Annotated in this window: 18 protein-coding genes; 9 read left to right on the top strand and 9 right to left on the bottom strand. The window is 68.6% G+C overall.

Annotation, left to right across the window (positions count from 1 at the left end):
* Positions 1-33: 33 nt before the first annotated feature.
* Positions 34-789, bottom strand: coding sequence for a thioesterase II family protein (locus AVR91_RS18410; RefSeq protein ID WP_063272552.1), 756 nt, complete (start codon positions 787-789; stop codon positions 34-36).
* A gap of 161 nt (positions 790-950) precedes the next feature.
* Between AVR91_RS18410 and AVR91_RS18415 the strand changes: the two genes are divergently transcribed.
* A complete protein-coding gene (locus AVR91_RS18415; protein WP_063272543.1) occupies positions 951-1328 on the top strand; it encodes a hypothetical protein in 378 nt (125 codons plus the stop codon).
* Here the strand turns inward: AVR91_RS18415 and AVR91_RS18420 are convergent.
* Positions 1325-2188 (bottom strand): alpha/beta fold hydrolase, encoded by an 864-nt coding sequence (locus AVR91_RS18420; protein ID WP_063272544.1) that lies wholly within the window; start codon positions 2186-2188, stop codon positions 1325-1327. The genes AVR91_RS18415 and AVR91_RS18420 overlap by 4 nt on opposite strands.
* A gap of 57 nt (positions 2189-2245) precedes the next feature.
* Between AVR91_RS18420 and AVR91_RS18425 the strand changes: the two genes are divergently transcribed.
* Together AVR91_RS18425 and AVR91_RS18430 are read left to right on the top strand one after the other, a co-directional pair.
* Positions 2246-3082, top strand: coding sequence for a helix-turn-helix domain-containing protein (locus tag AVR91_RS18425; protein ID WP_063272545.1), 837 nt, complete (start codon positions 2246-2248; stop codon positions 3080-3082).
* The gene (locus AVR91_RS18430) at positions 3079-3924 is read left to right on the top strand and encodes a fructosamine kinase family protein (protein WP_063272546.1); all 846 of its coding nucleotides are present in this window, start codon (positions 3079-3081) and stop codon (positions 3922-3924) included. The genes AVR91_RS18425 and AVR91_RS18430 overlap by 4 nt, the downstream gene beginning before the upstream one ends.
* 1 nt (position 3925) lies before the next feature.
* Here AVR91_RS18430 and AVR91_RS18435 read toward each other — a convergent pair whose 3' ends face one another.
* Positions 3926-4594, bottom strand: coding sequence for a TetR/AcrR family transcriptional regulator (locus AVR91_RS18435; RefSeq protein ID WP_063272547.1), 669 nt, complete (start codon positions 4592-4594; stop codon positions 3926-3928).
* A gap of 92 nt (positions 4595-4686) precedes the next feature.
* Here AVR91_RS18435 and AVR91_RS18440 point away from each other — a divergent pair, with 92 nt between their 5' ends.
* Positions 4687-5412, top strand: coding sequence for an SDR family oxidoreductase (locus tag AVR91_RS18440; protein WP_063272548.1), 726 nt, complete (start codon positions 4687-4689; stop codon positions 5410-5412).
* A gap of 136 nt (positions 5413-5548) precedes the next feature.
* Here the strand turns inward: AVR91_RS18440 and AVR91_RS18445 are convergent, their stop codons facing one another.
* The 3 genes from AVR91_RS18445 to AVR91_RS18455 all read right to left on the bottom strand — a co-directional run bounded on the left by AVR91_RS18445 (position 5549) and on the right by AVR91_RS18455 (position 7642).
* On the bottom strand, positions 5549-5812 hold the full coding sequence (locus AVR91_RS18445) for an amphi-Trp domain-containing protein (protein WP_016334492.1): 264 nt from the start codon (positions 5810-5812) through the stop codon (positions 5549-5551).
* 82 nt (positions 5813-5894) lie between these two features.
* On the bottom strand, positions 5895-6494 hold the full coding sequence (locus AVR91_RS18450) for a formylglycine-generating enzyme family protein (protein ID WP_063273909.1): 600 nt from the start codon (positions 6492-6494) through the stop codon (positions 5895-5897).
* Entirely contained in the window at positions 6485-7642 is a 1158-nt protein-coding gene (locus AVR91_RS18455) for a Cmx/CmrA family chloramphenicol efflux MFS transporter (protein ID WP_063273908.1), read from the bottom strand. The genes AVR91_RS18450 and AVR91_RS18455 overlap by 10 nt, the downstream gene beginning before the upstream one ends.
* A gap of 373 nt (positions 7643-8015) precedes the next feature.
* On the opposite strand from AVR91_RS18455, the gene AVR91_RS18460 reads away from it, so the two are divergent.
* On the top strand, positions 8016-9095 hold the full coding sequence (locus AVR91_RS18460; protein ID WP_063273912.1) for an NAD(P)H-dependent amine dehydrogenase family protein: 1080 nt from the start codon (positions 8016-8018) through the stop codon (positions 9093-9095).
* Complete coding sequence (locus AVR91_RS18465) at positions 9092-9571, top strand: carboxymuconolactone decarboxylase family protein (RefSeq protein ID WP_038513161.1); 480 nt, start codon at positions 9092-9094, stop codon at positions 9569-9571. The genes AVR91_RS18460 and AVR91_RS18465 overlap by 4 nt, the downstream gene beginning before the upstream one ends.
* Positions 9572-9613: 42 nt before the next feature.
* On the opposite strand, the gene AVR91_RS18470 is transcribed toward AVR91_RS18465, so the two are convergent.
* Positions 9614-11218, bottom strand: a complete 1605-nt coding sequence (locus AVR91_RS18470) for a GMC oxidoreductase (protein WP_455577838.1) — start codon at positions 11216-11218, stop codon at positions 9614-9616.
* Positions 11219-11328: 110 nt separating this feature from the next.
* Here AVR91_RS18470 and AVR91_RS18475 point away from each other — a divergent pair, with 110 nt between their 5' ends.
* Positions 11329-11694, top strand: a complete 366-nt coding sequence (locus tag AVR91_RS18475) for an RNA-binding S4 domain-containing protein (protein WP_007029562.1) — start codon at positions 11329-11331, stop codon at positions 11692-11694.
* Here AVR91_RS18475 and AVR91_RS18480 read toward each other — a convergent pair.
* A complete protein-coding gene (locus AVR91_RS18480) occupies positions 11680-12705 on the bottom strand; it encodes an ArsR/SmtB family transcription factor (RefSeq protein WP_228709232.1) in 1026 nt (341 codons plus the stop codon). The genes AVR91_RS18475 and AVR91_RS18480 overlap by 15 nt on opposite strands.
* 178 nt (positions 12706-12883) lie before the next feature.
* On the opposite strand from AVR91_RS18480, the gene AVR91_RS18485 reads away from it, so the two are divergent.
* Together AVR91_RS18485 and AVR91_RS18490 are read left to right on the top strand one after the other, a co-directional pair.
* Complete coding sequence (locus tag AVR91_RS18485; protein ID WP_228709233.1) at positions 12884-15208, top strand: cellulose binding domain-containing protein; 2325 nt, start codon at positions 12884-12886, stop codon at positions 15206-15208.
* The gene (locus tag AVR91_RS18490; RefSeq protein WP_083737633.1) at positions 15205-16656 is read left to right on the top strand and encodes a cellulose binding domain-containing protein; all 1452 of its coding nucleotides are present in this window, start codon (positions 15205-15207) and stop codon (positions 16654-16656) included. The genes AVR91_RS18485 and AVR91_RS18490 overlap by 4 nt, the downstream gene beginning before the upstream one ends.
* A gap of 44 nt (positions 16657-16700) precedes the next feature.
* On the opposite strand, the gene AVR91_RS18495 is transcribed toward AVR91_RS18490, so the two are convergent.
* The gene (locus tag AVR91_RS18495) at positions 16701-17441 is read right to left on the bottom strand and encodes a class I SAM-dependent methyltransferase (protein ID WP_063273904.1); all 741 of its coding nucleotides are present in this window, start codon (positions 17439-17441) and stop codon (positions 16701-16703) included.
* Between the last annotated feature and the right edge of the window lie 32 nt (positions 17442-17473).

The following is a 17473-nucleotide window of genomic DNA, read 5'->3' on the forward strand; positions in this document are numbered from 1 at the left end:
GACCGTCGGACGACGTCACCGGTGTAAGTCGCCCTAGGCCACCTCGGGGTGGGCGGCCACGAAGGCCTCTTCCAGCCGGTGGATCCGCGCCCAGAACTCGGCCTCCCGGCCGGATTCGAGAACGCCCAGGTAACCGCCGGGGACGACGCGGCCCACGAACGGGCCGGACGTCCACACCCGCCAGCCGCCCGTGGCGTCGTCGCCCGAAGCGGACGCGGGATCGTCGGCGCCGCGGATCGCCGCGATCGGGCACGAGAGCTGGGCCCTGGCAGGCCCCCGGTACGCGTTCAGGAGCTGGAGATCGCCGAGCAGCAGGTCCAGGGCGTACTCCCAGCTTTCGGGCGAAGCGCGGTAGCCCGCGACGGGGGTGAGCCCGGTACGGCCGAACACCCGCCCCATCGCCGAGGCGCCCGCTTTGGCGTTCTTGTCCGGTGAACGCCGTTGCGGCGCGCACGCGTCCACGACGATCAGCGCGCGGGGCGACACACCCAGCCGTTGAGTCGTTTCCAAAGCGACGAAAGCGCCCATGCCGAAGGCGATCGTCACGGAACGGGAGAACCAGGCCGTCGGCATCGCGGCCGCCGAGTGCGCGGCGAGTTCTTCGACGGAGGAAGCCGGTGGCTCCGCGAGCCTTCCCCCGTGCCCGGCGTATTCGATGCCTCGAACGTCCGCGTCCGCCGCGCCGGCGAGTGGCTCGAATGCCTGGAGCGTGCCGCCGGCGGGCGGAAACAGCAGGTAGCCGCGGCCACGACTGTCTGATGTGGACAGTGAAACGAGTGTGGCCGTCATGATCCGAAAGATACGCGCCATTAACCCGAATGGGGTAACGGTTCGGATTCGACCAAGATCAATTCACCCGCGAGGGGGAGCTCTTCGGGAAAAGATGCCCGGCCGTGTCGTATCTGGCACTCCCCGTTCGACGTCTTGATAAGAGCCGGAAGGAGAAAGCGATGAACACCACGACACTGGCCTCGACCACGCGGCTGAACCCGGTGAGCCGCACCCTGCCGGTTCTGCTGGCGATGGAGGACGACGCGGAAGACGTCGGCCGCCTGTCCCCGGACGACCGCCTGACCTGCCACGTGCACGGCCGCTGGATCCACCAGTGCGTGGCCTCGCCGCTGCACGTCAACCCCGTCACACGGCATCGCTGGTGCCGTTCGTGCGCGACCGCGTTGACCGTCTCCATCGACGAACTGTCCGGTGACGTCACGATGTTCTGCCCTCGGTGCGGCCACGGCGAAAGCGCCGCCTCCGCCCGGCTGATCGCCGCGTGCCGGGCCAGCCTGGCCGCCGCGCGCCGCCGTTCCCGTGCGCTGGCGGCCTAGCCTGCCCACGCGAGGACACGCTCGATGATCCGGTCGCGATCCCGCGGGCGTAGATAGAGGTAGTGCCCGGCGTCCGGGAGGATCTCGACGTCGGCATGGGGGAGCAGGCTTTCGAGTCGTGCGGCGGCGGCGACCGGGTCGTGCACGACACTGCGCCCGCCGAACAGGGCGAGCGTGGGCACTTCGATGGACCGCAGCGCGTCCTCGCCCGGGCGGACCTGGAACGGAATCCGGGCGCGATAGCACCGGATCCCGGCGAGAACGAGCCGGGCGGCGGGCTGGTCGAGAACGTCCTCCCCGGCGGACCACGCCGTGAACCGCCGCCACAGGCGATCGCTGTCGAGCACGGCCGCGGGCAGGCCGTACCAGACCACGCGCCGAGAGAACGGCGCCGAAACGGTGGTGGCGTCGAGCAAGCCGATGGACGCGAGTCTGCCGGGCGCGTGGATGGCCTGGTTGACCGCGTGCCAGCCGCCGGTCGAACCGCCCACGAGATGGACATTCGTCAACCCGAGGCTCTCGAAGACGGCGTCGAGATCACTCGCGCGGTCACGAAGGTCTTTGAAAGGAACCTTGTGCACGCTTCGGCCCGCTTCGCCGAGAGTGTCGATCGCGTAGACCGCGTGCCGCTCGGCCAAGGCGGGAATCAGCGCCGCGAAACAGGCTGAGGTGGCCATGAGCCCTGGCAGAAGGGCGATCGGCGTGCCGCCGTCGCCGTAGCGGTAGACCCGTGTGGTGCCGTGACGCGTTTCGACGTCGAAGACCGCACCCGGCTCCGGGCACTCGGCCATGGCTCGGTCATAGGCGGCGAAATAGCGCTTCTCGGCCGCCGGATTTCTGAATCCCCCGATTTTCCGCATGCGCCGAACGCTAGGCGGAGCCACGGTCCCGGTCTTGAACGAAAGTAAAGTGGAGGCATGGGCGGGTGGGGTCTCGTGGTGCCGCGGCGGGACATCACCCGTTCGCCCGGCGAGCGGATGCTCAGGTGGCCGCATCCCGCGCTGGCCGCCCATGTGGCGAGCTACGTGGCGCACGATCTTCCCGACGCGGGCGCGAATTCCTGGCAGATCACTCCGTTGTCCGTGCTCACCTGGGTGATCGACCTCGACGCTCCGGCTCGCGGTGCCGGGATCCCCGATTCGCCGGTGCTGGGGCTGCGGGACCGGCCGTTGCGCGTCGAACAGGCCGGGGCTTCGCGCGGGATCGTCGTCACCCTGACCCCGCTCGGTTCGTACGCGTTGTTCGGGATTCCGTTGAGGGAGCTGACAAATTCCGTGGTCGCGGCGTCCGATCTGCTGACGGCCGGGCCGTTGACCGAACGGCTGGCAGAGGCGGCGGACTGGTCGGAGCGATTCCGGCTGCTGGACTACTATCTCGCGGCGAAGCTGGCTCGCGGCCCTGTACTGGCGGATCCGGTCCGGCACGCGTGGGACCGGCTTTCGGCGGGCCCGGTCCGTGTCGACGCCCTCGCCGGCGAGATCGGCTGGAGCAGGCAGCATCTCAACGCCCGGTTTCGCGAGCAGATCGGGCTGAGTCCCCGCACGGCCGGGCGGATCGCGCGGCTCAATCGCGTACTGAGACTGCTGGACCGGGCGTCGTCCCTCTCGTGGGCCGACGTCGCGCACCTGGGTGGATACAGCGATCAGGCGCATCTCGTCCGTGAGTTCCGGGCGTTGACCGGATGCAGCCCGACCGAAGTCGGGAAACCGGCGGGGCTGTTCATTCACCCGATCGGAGGTAGGTTGCGGACATGACCCAGGTTTCGCCTGCAGAGGCTGCCACGAGGATCACCGGACGCTCGGTTTCCGAGCAGAGAAGCCTCTCCAGCGGGGTGACCGAAGTAGTGCTGGACAGCGGCGACACGGTGGTCGTCAAACGGGGCCATGCGCGGAACGCGACACCCGCGGAGGCGGCGGGCCTGCGATGGCTGGGAGAGCCCGGCGCCGTGCGGGTGCCCGAGGTTCGCGGTCACGACGACGAGTGGCTGGTCACGGACCTGGTCGGCGCAGGACGGCCGACGCATCACGCGGCGGAGCGGTTGGGGCGAGGGCTCGCGGCACTGCACGCGGCGGGCGCACCCGCGTTCGGCGCGGCACCGCCGGACGGTCCTGTCGACGCGTGGATCGGCCTGGCCCCGATGAAGAACACGCCAGGGGAAGACTGGCCGCGGTGGTACGCCGAGCACCGAGTCCTGCCCTATGTCCGCCGCGCCGTCGACGAGGGCACTTTGACCGCTGACGAAGCCGCCGTCATCGAGCGCGCCTGCGTGCGGCTCCCGGAAGTGGCCGAACCTCCGGCGCGCCTGCATGGCGATCTGTGGAACGGCAATGTGCTGTGGGGACCCGTCGAAGCCTCGCTCATCGATCCGGCGGCGCACGGCGGCCATCGCGAAACCGATCTCGCCATGCTGCAGTTGTTCGGCTGCCCATTGCTGGACCGGGTGCTCGCCGCCTACCAGGAGGTCGCCCCGCTCGCCGACGGCTGGACCGACCGGATCGGCGCGCACCAGCTGTTCCCGCTCCTGGTCCACACCGTCCTTTTCGGACGGTCCTACGCCGGACAGGCGGTCGCGGCGGCGAAGGCCGTCGGCCGGTAGGTCACCGCGCGAGGCGGTCGAGCCATTCGGCCAGCATGGTGTGCTCGGCCGCGGTCAGTGCGTCGCCAGGTTCCTTTTCCAGCGCGGCTTTGAGCGCGATCGCACGGCTGGGGATGTTCGACGCGTCGTCCGCGCTGTCGGTGGTGATGGCCGCGATGACGTGTTCGCGCGCGGCGTCGATCAGGTCCGGGTCGCGTTGCTCGGGCGGACTGGAGAGGAACGAGAGGATCACACCCATCCCGGTCGCGTGCACCAGTTGCGCGGCCTGTTCGACCGGGACGCGCAGCCTGCCGGCCTCGGCGATGCGTCCGACGATCCGGCGGAGGATGGCGTCCGCTTCACGGCGGGCTTCGCGGACGCGGGGCTCGCCGTACATGAGCATGTAGAAGGCGGGCTGCTGCAGCCCGAACTCGACGTGCAGGTCCCAGCCTCGCCGCAGATCACCCACCGGGTCGTCGGTCTCGCCGAGGGCGTGTTTCCCCTCCAGGTAGCTCTTGAAGCCATACGTGGCGACGGCGTCGAGCAGGCCGTCCTTGTCGCCGAAGGTCCGGTAGAGCGTCGGTGCCTGGACGCCGGCGGCGGCGCTGACCGCACGTGTCGACAACGCCTCGCGCCCGCCCTCCCGCAGAAGCTCGGCCGCCGCGCGGACCAACCGGTCTTTCGTCGTCATGTATCGACGATAACACCCAGCTGGTAGCACTGGTTCGATATCGGTGATACGGTTAGTTTGTTACCAATGGAAACGCCTGATGGGAGCATCTCATGGCACGCGTAGCGATCGTCACCGGCGGATCGAGGGGCATCGGCAGGGCGTCCGCCGAGCGGCTCGCGTCGGATGGGTTCGCGGTCGTCGTCGTGTACGGCGGCAACAAGGACGAGGCGCAGGCCGCGGTCGACGCGATCACCGCCGCCGGTGGCCAGGCGATCGCGGCCCAGGCCGACGTCGCCGACGAGCAGGCCGTCGAGGCCGTGTTCGACACCGCGGAGAAGACCTTCGGTGGGGTCGACGTCGTGGTCCACGCGGCGGGCATCATGTATCTCGCGCCGGTCGCAGAACTCGATCTCGACCGGCTGGACCGGTTGCACCGCACCAACATCCGCGGCACCTTCGTGGTCGACCAGCAGGCCGCCCGCCGCGTGCGCGACGGCGGCGCGATCATCAACTTCTCCACGTCGGTGCTCGGCCTCGCCCTGCCGGGATACGCGGCCTATGCGGCCACGAAGGGGGCGGTCGAGGCCGTCACCCTGGTCCTCGCCCGCGAACTGCGCGGCCGCGACATCACCGTGAACGCGGTCGCTCCCGGTCCGACCGCGACGGCGCTGTTCCTCGACGGCAAGGACGAGGCGACCATCGCGAGCATGGCGGCGCAGCCCCCGCTCGAACGCCTCGGCACCCCGTCCGACATCGCCGAGGTCGTCTCGTTCCTCGCCGGTCCGGCGCGATGGGTCAACGGGCAGGTGCTTCGCGCCAACGGCGGCATCGTTTGAGACTGCCCGCTTGGTAAGGCGAAAGGGGCGGGTTGCGAAAGCCACTTTCGCAACGTTGAAGGTTGCGAAAGTGGCTTTCGCAACGTCAGCGGAGGTTACGCCGCCGACGCCCGCCTGTCCTTTGTGGACGGAAAGATCAGACCACGGTGCCTTCGGCGTCGTCGTCCGAATCGGTCTCTTCGATCTTCCACTTCAGCTGGAACTCGACCTCTTCCTCACCGTCGCCGCGCTCGTGCTCGATCGAGAACTGCGCGCGGGCGGGGACGCGGAACCGTTCCCCGGCGATCTGGATGCGGAACGAGGTCTCGGACTCGAGCGCGTCGGCGAGCCGGCGCAGTTTCGCGACGACGTCGGCGGTGGAGTAGACGCGTTCGACGTCTCGGGGAGCGGTTCCGGTCACGGTTTCCTCCAGAGGTCCGACACCCTGGCCGGGTGTCCTGGCGTCATTCAATCGGGTGATCAACACGCACGAGAGGCCGGGGTCACAGTGACCTGGCGAGGCGGAAGCCGACGTCGTCGACCCGGAAGGTCGGGTGGCTGCGCCGCCGCACCGAGGCCCGGCAGCTCCAGTGCTCGTCGAACCAGCCACCGCCCTTCAGGACCCGGTACTCGCCGTACACCTCGGCGTCGTACACGTCCCAGCACCACTCCCAGACGTTGCCGAGCATGTCGTGCAGGCCCCACGTGTTGGGAGTCTTCCCGCCGACGTCGTGCCGGGACTCCGCCGAGTTCTCGCGGTACCAGGCGATCTCGTCGAGCGGCCCGTAGCGGGGACCGGTCGTGCCGGCGCGGCAGGCGTGTTCCCATTCCGCTTCGGTGGGCAGGCGGTAGCCGTTCGCGGACCGGTCCCACGTCGAGGACTCCAGCTCATAGACGGGAGTCAGCCCCTCACGCGCGGACAGCGTGTTGCAGAAGCGGAGGGCGTCCTGCCAGGAGACGTCGACGAGAGGAAGCGTCCCGGTCTCCTCCTGGGTGACCGGAACGGGGGCGAGCAGGAAGGACGCGACGTCGACGGTCCAGCTCCGCTGCGTCCGGCGGTCGGTCAGCCTCACCGGGCCCGCCGGGACGGTGATCATTTCCATGGTCCGGCCGATGTTACCGAGCCCCGCCACAGCACGAGCGGAAGCGCGACGACGGCGATCGCCGCGCTGATCCAGACGGCGTCGCGGTAGTCACCGGTCGACTCCGTGACGAAACCGGCGAGCACCGGTCCCACGAACGCGCCGACGTTGAACGCGACCGTCGCGAACGAACCACCCAGGGCCGGGGCTCCGGGAGCCACGTGCATGACCCGCGCGATGAGCGCGGAACCGCAGCCGAACGACAGTCCACCTTGGACGGTCGCCAGGACGAACAACGCGACCGGCTGAGTCCCGGTCATGGCCAGCGCCGCCCAGCCGACCGGCAGGGCGCACAACCCGAGGACCAGACCGCGCCGGAGTTCGCCGTTCCCCTTGCGGCCCGCCACCGTGACACCGAGGAAAGCGCCGACGCCGAACGCCGCCAGCAGGCCGGAAACCGCTTCGGCGGGAAGGTGGGCGACGTCCGTCGCGATGACGGCGAGAAAGGCGAACGTCGTGAAGGTCGCGCCGTTGACCAGCGCGCCGAGGAGCATCGCCTGCCGCACGGGTGGTGATTTCAGCTCGCACATTTCGCGCTTGATCGAGACTTCGGACGGACTCGCCGCGCCGGCCGGTGCCGAACGGAACACCAGCACCAGTGCGGGAAGGCAGAGCGCGGCGACCGCCCAGAACGCGGACCGCCAGCCCGCGAGATCACCGAGAACGGCGCCCGCGGGCACTCCGGCGACACACGACAGCGTGATACCCGACAACAGGATCGCGGTCGCCCGCGCCTGTTTCCCTTGTGGCGCCAGCGCGACCGCGACCGGCATCGCCACGGCGAGGAAGCCGGCGTTGACCACCGCGGCGACGATCCGGGTGCCGAACAGCACCGGGAAGCTCGTCGTGACGGCGCCGATGACGTGCACGACGACGAAGGCGGTCAGGAACCCGGCCAACGCTCGCCGTCGAGGCCAGCGCGCGCTGAGCACGGCCATCGCGGGGGCGCCGAAGATCATTCCGACGGCGTAGGCCGACGTCAGCGCGGCGGCCGCGCCCACCGGGACGGACAGTTCACCGGCGATCCCTGGCACTAGACCGGAGGCCATGAATTCGGAGGTGCCTTGCGCGAACACGGCAAGGCCGAGGACATAGACGAACAGGGGCAACGGACGACTCCCAAGAGAAAGTGAACAGGAGGAGCCGTGCGCTGGACAGGAGGAAACCCGGCCGGACGCACGGAACAGCGCTCCGGTCACCGGGAGGCGAGAGGACCTAACGGCAGGAGAGGAAGACTCGCCGCCGGATGACCGGCGGCGGGGTTCTGTCCGACTCGGGGCTCGTCACGAGAGCGCACACTACACAGACGCCGCGCGAACGGTCCAACGGGTATTGCCGGACACCGGGAAAACGACGCTCGTTCCGCGTACCGGAACGCTTTCGTTGCCCACTCGAATGAACCCGAGTAATGCGCTCTGACCTGCGTTTTCGTGATTGTTTCGGTACTGGGAACCGAACTCGGATTCGGTTAACCTCGACTTCATGATTCCCACGGTCGTCTGGGGTACGGGCAACATCGGTCGTGCCTCCATCCGGGCCGTCGACGCGCATCCGGCGCTGGAACTCACCGGCGTACTCGTGCACGATCCCGCGAAGGTCGGCCGTGACGCGGCGACGCTCGCGGGGATCGACGGCGAACTGGGTGTGGCGGCGACCGATGACGTCGAAACGGTTCTGGCGGCCGGTCCGCGGGCGGTGGTGTACGCGGCGTCCGGCGACATCCGGCCCGCCGAAGCGCTGGCCGACATCGTCCGCGCGGTCCGGGCCGGGGCGGTGGTGGTGACGCCCGCGCTCTACGCGCTGTACGACCAGCGAAACGCGCCGGACGAACTCCGTGAGCCGGTGCTCGCGGCGATCGCGGAGGGCGGCGGCTCGCTGTTCGTCTCCGGTGTGGATCCCGGCTGGGGCAACGACATCCTGCCGTTGCTGATCAGCGGGCTCGGCACCACCGTGGACGCGGTCCGCTGCCAGGAGATCTTCGACTACTCCACCTACGACCAGCCGGATTCCGTCCGCTATCTGGTCGGGATGGGGCAGCCGATGGATTACCAGCCGCCGATGCTGGCCCCGTCGGTACCCACGATGGTGTGGGGCGGGCAGGTGCGGCTCATCGCCCGCGGCCTCGGCGTCGAACTGGACGAGATCCGCGAGACGCTCGACCGCCGCCCGCTCGAGGAAACCGTGACCACGCGGGCGATGGGCGAGTTCGAAGCGGGCACGCAGGGCGCCGTCCGGTTCGAAGTGCAGGGGATCGTGGACGGCGAACCCCGCATCGTCGTCGAGCACGTCACCCGGATCCACGCCTCGTGCGCGCTGGACTGGCCGATGCCGCCCAGCGGCGACGGGGCGCACAAGGTGATCATCGAAGGCCGTCCCCGCATAGAGGTCTCGGTCGAGGCCACCGACGAGGGCGAGAACCGGTCCGCCGGCGGCAACGCGACCGCGGTCGGCAGGCTGGTCGGGGCCATCGACTGGCTCGTCGACGCCGAACCGGGCCTCTACGACGCACTCGACGTCCCGTTGCGACCGGCCACCGGCAAGCTCGGAAGGAGCGCGCGATGAACATCGACATTCCCGAGGGCAAGGACCCGATCGGCTACGTCTGGGGCGAGATGGTGCCCGGGATCGGTGTCGCGGCATCGAATCTCTCGCTCGCGGTGTACTCGCACACCACGCTGGGGCTCCGCGAGTTCGAGGCGGCCCGGCTGCGGATCGCGCAGATCAACGGCTGCGTCTTCTGCCTGGACTGGCGGACCGAACGCGACGGGGTGAAGGTCGAGGAGGAGTTCGCCGACGCGGTGACCGAGTGGCGCACCACCGACGCGTTCGACGAGCGGACCCGGCTGGCCGCCGAGTACGCCGAACGCTACGCGCTCGACCACCACGGCATCGACGACGATTTCTGGAAGCGGATGGCCGAGCACTACAGTCAGAAGGAGATCGTCGAACTGAGCATGAGCATCGGTTCGTGGCTCGCCTTCGGACGGCTGAACCACGTCCTGGGCATCGACACCGTCTGCGTTCTTCCGAAGATATGAGAATAGGCCGGGGTGGCGGCCCCGGCCTATTTCGGATCGTCGTCACAGATCGGTGGCGACGATCTTTTCGATGTTCCTTTCCGCGAGCGCGGTAATGGTGACGAACGGGTTCACCGAGGTATTACCCGGAATCAGCGCGCCGTCGATGACATAAAGGCCCGGATAGCCGTGGAGCCTGCCGTAATTGTCGGTCGCCTTGCCGAGCACCGCGCCGCCGAGCGGGTGGTAGGTGAGATGGTCGCCCCAGATCTTGTACGCGCCGAAGAGGTCGGTCCGGTAGATCGTGCCCTCCTTGGAGTTGATCTTGTCGAAGATCGTCTTCGCCATCTCGATCGACGGTTGTTTCCAGGCGGTCTGCCAGTTCAGGTCGACCTTGTTCGCGCTCGGGTTCCAGGAGAACGTCGCGCGATTGGGGTTCTTGGTGATCGACAGGTAGAACGACGCGTAGGTCTCGATGCCGGTCGGCAGCGGCGCGACCTCGGCGAACGCGCCACCCGCCGCCCAGTTGTCGATACCCGCGGTGGGGATGGACGACTGCAGCGCGCCGGTGGCGTCCCACATGTGGTTCGCGCGGCCGCACATGACGTTTCCGTTGTCGCCCCAGCCTTTTCCCACCTCGTTGCCGAGGTTGGGGAGGGCGCCGGTCGCCTTGAGCTTGACCAGCAACTTGCTCGTGCCGACGCTGCCGGCCGCGAAGAACACCTTGTCCGCGGTGACCGCCTTCGTCGCCGTCACGGTGCCGCTTGTATCGAGTTGCTCCATCGTCACGGTGTAGCCGCCACCGGACGCGGGCGTGACCGACGTGACGCGGTGCAGCGCCGAGATCGTCACCCGCCCTGTCGCCTTGATCCGCGGGAGATAGGTCTGCTGCAACGACTTCTTGCCCGCGTTGTTGCCGTAGAGGATCTCCCCGGCAAGTGCGGACCTCGGCACCGTGCCAGCCTGTTCCTTCTTCATGTAGTCCCAGTCGTACACGTCCGGGACGAACAGGAACGGGAAACCGGACCGCTGCGCGTGTTTCCGGCCGACTCGCGCGTACTGGTAGCACTCGGCGGTCTCGAACCAGTCCGGGTCGATGGTGGCGACGCCGAGGCCGGCGTTGGCGCGCGGGTAGTAGACGCCGTACATCTCGTCCGCGTCGACCGTGGGCAGGACGGACCCGAAGTTCTCGCGCTTCGGCGTGACGGCCATCCCGCCGTTCACCAGTGAGCCGCCACCGACACCGCGGCCCTGGTAGACGGTGATGCCGCCGAACTCTTCGGCGTCGAGGATCCCGGTGTGCCGTGGCACGTCCTTGTCGAGCGGGAAGCCGAGAAAGTTGCTCAGCGGCTGCTTGGTCCTCGTCCGCAGCCAGAAGGAGCGATAGTCGGGCTTGGTGGTGTTGGCGAAGATCTTGCCGTCCGTGCCCGGGGTGTCCCATGCCATGCCGAGTTCGACGAGGTGGACGTCGACACCGGCTTCGGCGAGCCGCAGCGCGGCGACACAGCCGCCGTATCCGGAACCGATGACGAGCGCCGGGATTCGGGCGGCGTCGGCGATCGAACTTTTCGCGGAAGCGGTCCCGCCGAGGGCGGCGGCTCCCAAGATAGAACCAGTTCCAGCAATAAAGAGGCGGCGGGATAACTGTCCGGAAGCGCTTCTCCGCATGGTTTCGTCGCTCACGTGATCTTCCTCACCGTTGAGGGATTTAGAACAAGTTATACCTGCGTCTATACCGAGTGGCAATAAAGACGGCGGATAGGCCACTATGTACTGCTGTGGAGTCCACTCGAGTTGATCGCTGGCTGTGGGCCGTCCGGCTGACCAAGACGCGTCCGGACGCCGCAGCGGCGTGCCGTGGCGGCCATGTCCGCGTGAACGGCAAACCGGCCAAACCCGCGACCACCGTCGTGGCGGGTGACGAGGTCCGTGCGCGGGTGCACGACACGACGCGGATCCTGGAAGTGACGCGGGTGATCCAGAAGCGGGTCGGTGCCGCCGACGCGGCCACGTGTTTCATCGACCGGACACCGGCGCCGCCGCCCGAGGCCGCCGTGCCGGTCGCGCGGCGGGAGCGGGGCGCGGGGCGTCCGACCAAACGGGAACGCCGCGTGCTCGACCGGTTCCGTTCAGGAGAGCGCTGACCCGTTGGCGCACAAGGTGTCACCGAGCGCCGAGCGCGCGGAGAAGACCTCTCGCCCGCTGCGATGCCGGGTGATCAGTCCGTTGTCGTGCAAGACCTTCAGATGCTGGCTGACCGCGCCGGGCGCCATCGACAGCCGCCTGGGCGCCATCGACAGCCGCCTGCCCAGCGCGGTCGTCGTCACACTCTCGGAGAGTGCCACGAGGACGCGGGCACGGGTCCGTCCGATCAGGGCGTCGAGGGCGCCGGTGGTCGGGATGATGTCGTGTGCCCAGACGGTGGCGACCCCGGGAGCGGGGTAGACGAGGATCGGCTGGTACGGCTCGGCCATCACCGCGGTGTCGGGCCAGTGGAAGACGCTGGGGATCAGGATCAGGCCGTCTACGCCGAGCGGCCCGCGGCGTTTCCACGCGCGGGTGCGCACTTTCAGGCGCCCGTCGTCCCAGGAGATGTTCGGGTGCAGATCGTTGAACAGCGCCCCAGCCCCGTCGCGGGCCAGCTGGCGCGAGCGCCGGACGATCTCCGCTTCGAACAGGCCCCGGATCTGCGGCCAGAATCTGGCCAGCGCCGTGTCCCAATAGAGCCGGAGTTCGTCGGCCGCCCGCGCGACCCCGGCGGCGGGGTCGGCGAGGAACCGCTGCACGACGTCGCTCTCGGCGGCGGGCACCGGGGAGGCTTCCGCGACGGCTTCGTCGAGGTCTGCGCGGGCGATCCGGTCGAGCTCGGCGTCGAGGTCGGGGACCGGGCTGGCCGGTGGCGGGGTCAGGAATTCCGCGAAATAGGCGCCGAGCGGGACCAGTGCGAAGAAGCAGGCGCAGGTCGAGTTCGCGCAGCAGCGCCCGGGATCCTGCAGTAGCCGCAGGCTCGTGATCGCCTCGGAAGCGGGGGAGAACGCGAACCGCAGCCTGGCGAACTCGCTCGACGGGAAGCCCGCCGCGGTGATCGGCGCGTCGCCGGACTGATACACCGACGGGCTGATCACGGACAACGGCAAGGTGGCGGACGAGGGCACCGAAGCGTTCCTCCGCCGTTATCTCGAGGCCTTCCATGCCCACATCTAGACGGTCAGTCGTTCACATACATGGACGTGATTCACATCCGTTGACGGACGCCAGGGACGTGAACTATAAAGACGGGGTCCGGGTGTACACGCCGCAACACCTTCCGTCAGTCCGTCACGGAGGTTTCGGGTGTCCCGAAAAAGTCCTCTTCGTCGTGCCGTCCTACCGGCGGTCGCCGCCGTGGTCGCCACCGCCGCACTCCTGCAGGTACCGCCCACAGCGGCGGACGCGGCGCCGGGACCAGGCGCGCTGACCGGCCTCGACCTCGGCGCGGCCAATCGCCGCGCGCCGGTCGCGGGCCTCTACGACTGGTCCAAAGCCGGGTATCGCGGTGGTGCCGTGCTACCCGGCTCGGGCGAAGTGAATCCGAACGCCACCTGCCAGGTCACCGCGGCCGAACTGGCGAGCCAGTACAACGTCAAGCCCGACGACGGCGCCGACGACACGAACGGGATCCAGGCGGCGATCGACGGGATCAAGAGCGCGTGCTCGCCGTCCGGGAGCTACACGAAGCTGAGCACGATCACCTTCCCGGCGGGCCGGTTCGACGTCACGCACGAGATCCACGTCGACGCCGACTACCTGATCCTGCGCGGCGCGGGCAAGGACGCCACGAAGTTCGTCTACAAGCCGGACGCGAACACCCTTTACGACACCCTCACCCCGGACGGTTCCGACTGGGACGAGGACGGGATGACCTCGGGCGCGGGCAAGGGTGGCTGGCTATGGCCGGGCCGCGGGCTGTTCCGCGTCCAGTCCAGGGGAGTGCACACGTCCTACGCGAGTGACTACGCCGCCGCGCCCGCGAATCGCAAGGACATCTTCGAGGGCACGGTCAACGTCCACTGGAAGGCCGGGGTGAAGCTGCGGGGCAAGCCGGGCGACACCGCGTTCGCCGCGCGGACGGGGGACAAGGTCGTCCACCTGGCGAGCAGCGGTGCCCTGACCGCCCTCGCCGCCGGGAACCTGGTCAACATCCGAGCGGCCAACTCGCGGAAGTTCTACGAGCAGCAACAAGCGACGCCGACGACGTTCCCCTTGCTGAACATGCACATGCGCCAGCAGATCTTCACGATCGCGGCGCTCGACACCACGGCACGCACGATCACCCTCGACAAGCCGCTCGAGTACGACGTCCCGGTGAACTCCACTTCGGACGGTTCGGCCCCGATCGACGGCGCCACCTACGACTCGAAGGCGGCACCGCTGGTCGACCCGGTGCTCGGCGTCGGATTCGAGAACCTCGGCTTCACCCAGGACATGCCGGGCCTGAACCCCGCGGAGGCGAACAACAACTACGGGAACATGGCACCCGCCGCGGAGATGCACGGGATCGTGTTCAAGTGGGCGGCGAACTCCTGGGTCCGCGGTATCCGCGCGGACATGACCGGTTCGCACCCGATCGTCACCGAGGAGGCGAAGAACCTCCAGATCGTCGACAACGAGCTCAACGGTTCGTGGAACAAGGGCAAGGGCGGCAACGGTTACTTCCGCGGCTCCCGGGTCTGGGATTCGCTCTACGCGGGTAACACCTCGACCCTGCTGCGGCATTTCACCTTCCAGTGGTCCGCCGCGGGCAACGTGGTGATCGGCAACTCGTTCGACTCCGACCTGAACCTCCACGGCGGCTGGGAACGCAACAACCTCTTCGAGCTCAACACGGTCAAGATTCCGTACGCGCACCGTTCCGGGAACTGCCGCGCCAACTGCGGTGAGGAAGGCGGCGGCGGTCCCGACGACTCGAACTGGTTCCCGATCTGGTGGGGTGCGGGCAAGAAGGCCGTCAAGTGGTCGGGTGCCTCGGGCTACCGCAACGTGTTCTTCAACAACGCCATGACCAAACAGCTCGCGGACAACGGGCCGTATAACGACTTCTACGCCGACCGGCGCCGCGTCTACTCCTTCGGGTGGGACGGCACCGCCTACAAGCACCTCGACATCGGCGGCACCCCGATCGCCGACTGGGCGAAGAACGAGCAGCGGGACTACACCGGCGGGCACGGGGTGGACGCCTCCAAGACCGACGCCTCGTCGTCGCTGTTCCTGAAGTCCGTCGACGGGACTCCGCCGTCGTCCCCGACCAGCCAGAGCCCGACCACGACCACGCCGACGTCCACCACGACGACGCAGAACCCCAGTGCCTGCCTGAACGCGACCTTCACCCGCAAGTCGGTGTGGGACAGCGGCTACGGCGCCGGCTTCACGATCAGCAACACGTGTTCGGCCTCCGTGGGCTCGTGGGCCGTCGAGTTCGACCTGCCCGCCGGCACGACGATCACCGGTTCCTGGAGTTCGGTGCTGACCAGGACCGGACAGCACTACCGATTCGGGAACGCCACCCACAACGGGAGCGTCGAACCCGGCGGCACGGCGACGTTCGGCTTCAACGCCGCCGGCCAGGGACTGCCGTTCGCCTGCTCGATCGCCGGAACGAAATGCGGAGGCACGGAATGACCAGGAAACGACTGCTCGCCGCGATCGCGGCCACGGCATCGGCGGCGGGACTGTTCGGTGCCGTCGTCACGGCGGAGGCCGCCGCGCCGAGCCTGACCGCGACGTTCACGCAAGGCTCGGTCTGGGACAGCGGTTACGGCGGGAAGTACACGCTGACCAACGCGGGGAACGCGAACAGTACACAGTGGACGATCGAGTTCGATCTCCCCGAGGGCACCGCGATCACCACGTCGTGGAGCTCGGTGCTCACCAGGACCGGGCAGCACTACAAGGTCACCAACGCCGCCTTCAACGGCACGATCAAACCCGGCGGCACGGCGTCCTTCGGCTTCAACACCACGGGACTGGGCCTGCCGACCGGGTGCACGATCAACGGCAGCCCGTGCGGGGGAGGGGCGCCGACCACGGCCACCACTCCGCCGTCGCCGACCAGCACGACCACTTCGCCGACGACGACCACCAGCGTGCCGTCCGGCGACGTCGTCGACGTGGCCACCGCGGCGGAACTGCGGGCCGCGCTGGCCGCGGCGAGCCCCGGCCGGACCATCCGGCTGGCCGCGGGAACGTACCGGGGCTCGTTCGTCGCGACGAAACCCGGCACGGCGGCGGCGCCGATCACGGTGACCGGACCGTCGACGGCGGTCCTGATCAACGACGGACCGTCCGGTGAGGCGCCTTCCTGTCCGGCTCCGACGGCGGGTTGGGACTCCGGGTACGGGTTTTGGCTCTATGGGGCGCCGTACTGGCATCTCAAGGGCTTCACCGTGCAGGAGTCGAAGAAGGGGATCGTCGCGGACGACTCGCACCACACGGTGATCGAAGGTGTGCGGGTGCACCGGATCGACGAGGAGGCCGTGCACTTCCGCCGTTCCTCGGCCGACAGCGTCATCCGTGATTCGACGATCAGCCACACCGGGCTCGTGCAGGCCGGTTACGGCGAGGGTGTCTACCTCGGCTCGGCGAACTCGAACTGGGCCTGCCACGGGAACTCCGGCGGGGTCGACCGAAGCGACCGGATCCAGGTGCTCAACAACCACATCGGACCGTACGTGGCCGCGGAGGGTATCGACGTCAAGGAGGGCACCGAAGGCGGCGTGATCCGGGGCAACACCTTCGACGGTCAAGGGGTTTCCGGGCAGAACTCGGCCGATTCCTGGGTCGACGTCAAGGGATTCGGATACGTCATCGAGGGGAACACCGGCACCTTCGCCTCGCCGGGGACCTTCGCGAACGGTTACGAGACGCACAATCCCGGTACCACGCCGTCGTTCCCGAACGGCTGCGGAAACGTGTGGCGGGACAACAAGTCCGATCTCGGCGGCGTCGGCCAGTACGCCATCAAGATCACGTCGACGTCGAAATGCTCGGAACGGCCGAACGTCGTCTACGCGTCCAACACCGTGTCCAGGGCGGTGAACGGGCTGACCAACGTCCCCGTCACGCCTTGACGGGCGCCGGTGACGGGAGCGGCGCGGCTCCCGTCACCGGCGGGTCAGTCGCGGACCGCGGTGATCGCGACGGTGGCGTAGCGCGTGGTGAACCGGCCGCCCATCCTGTCGATCGCCGCCCCGACTTCAGCGAGGATCTCTTGTCGCACTGTGGATTCGACCCAGGTCAGCGAACCGAACGTCGGGAGCTGGTCCAGCCATTCGTCCCGGGTGTAGACCCGGTCCCAGTCGTAACGGCTTCGTTCCGGCTCGCCGAACCCGCCCGCTTCGCGCAGACCGTCGGCGACCTTCACGATGAGTGGCCCGTACGGGTCCGCGGACTGTTTCGGCACGCTCTTGAGGTCGATCGGGGCGTCCGGCACGAGCCGCCGGTAAGCCTCCGCCAAGGCGTCCGCGACCTCTTCCGGCGGTTCGGGTACGTGCCAGAACGCGGCGAAGAGCCCACCGGGCCGTAGGACTTCGGCGGCCTTGACGGCGCCCGCCACCGGGTCGACCCAATGCCAGGCCTGCCCGGAAACGAGCAGGTCGAACCGGCGTCCGGCGGGCTCCCAATCCTCGAACTTCGCGACTTCGACGGCGATCCCGCTCTGCCGGGCGAATTCGGCCATCCTCGCGTCCGGCTCGACGCCCAGTACGCGACAGCCCGAGGCTTGGAACTGGCGTGCTTCGATGCCGGTACCGACGCCGACGTCGAGGGTCTCGCGGCCGGGAGCGGCGGCGATGAGGTGGCCGACTAGTTCCGGGGGATAGGCGGGGCGGGTCCGGTCGTAGCGTTCGACGTCCACGCCGAAGGATTCCGCGGCCTGTCGATAGCGAT

It is taken from the genome of Amycolatopsis keratiniphila subsp. keratiniphila (assembly GCF_001620365.2).
Taxonomy (GTDB): domain Bacteria; phylum Actinomycetota; class Actinomycetes; order Mycobacteriales; family Pseudonocardiaceae; genus Amycolatopsis; species Amycolatopsis keratiniphila.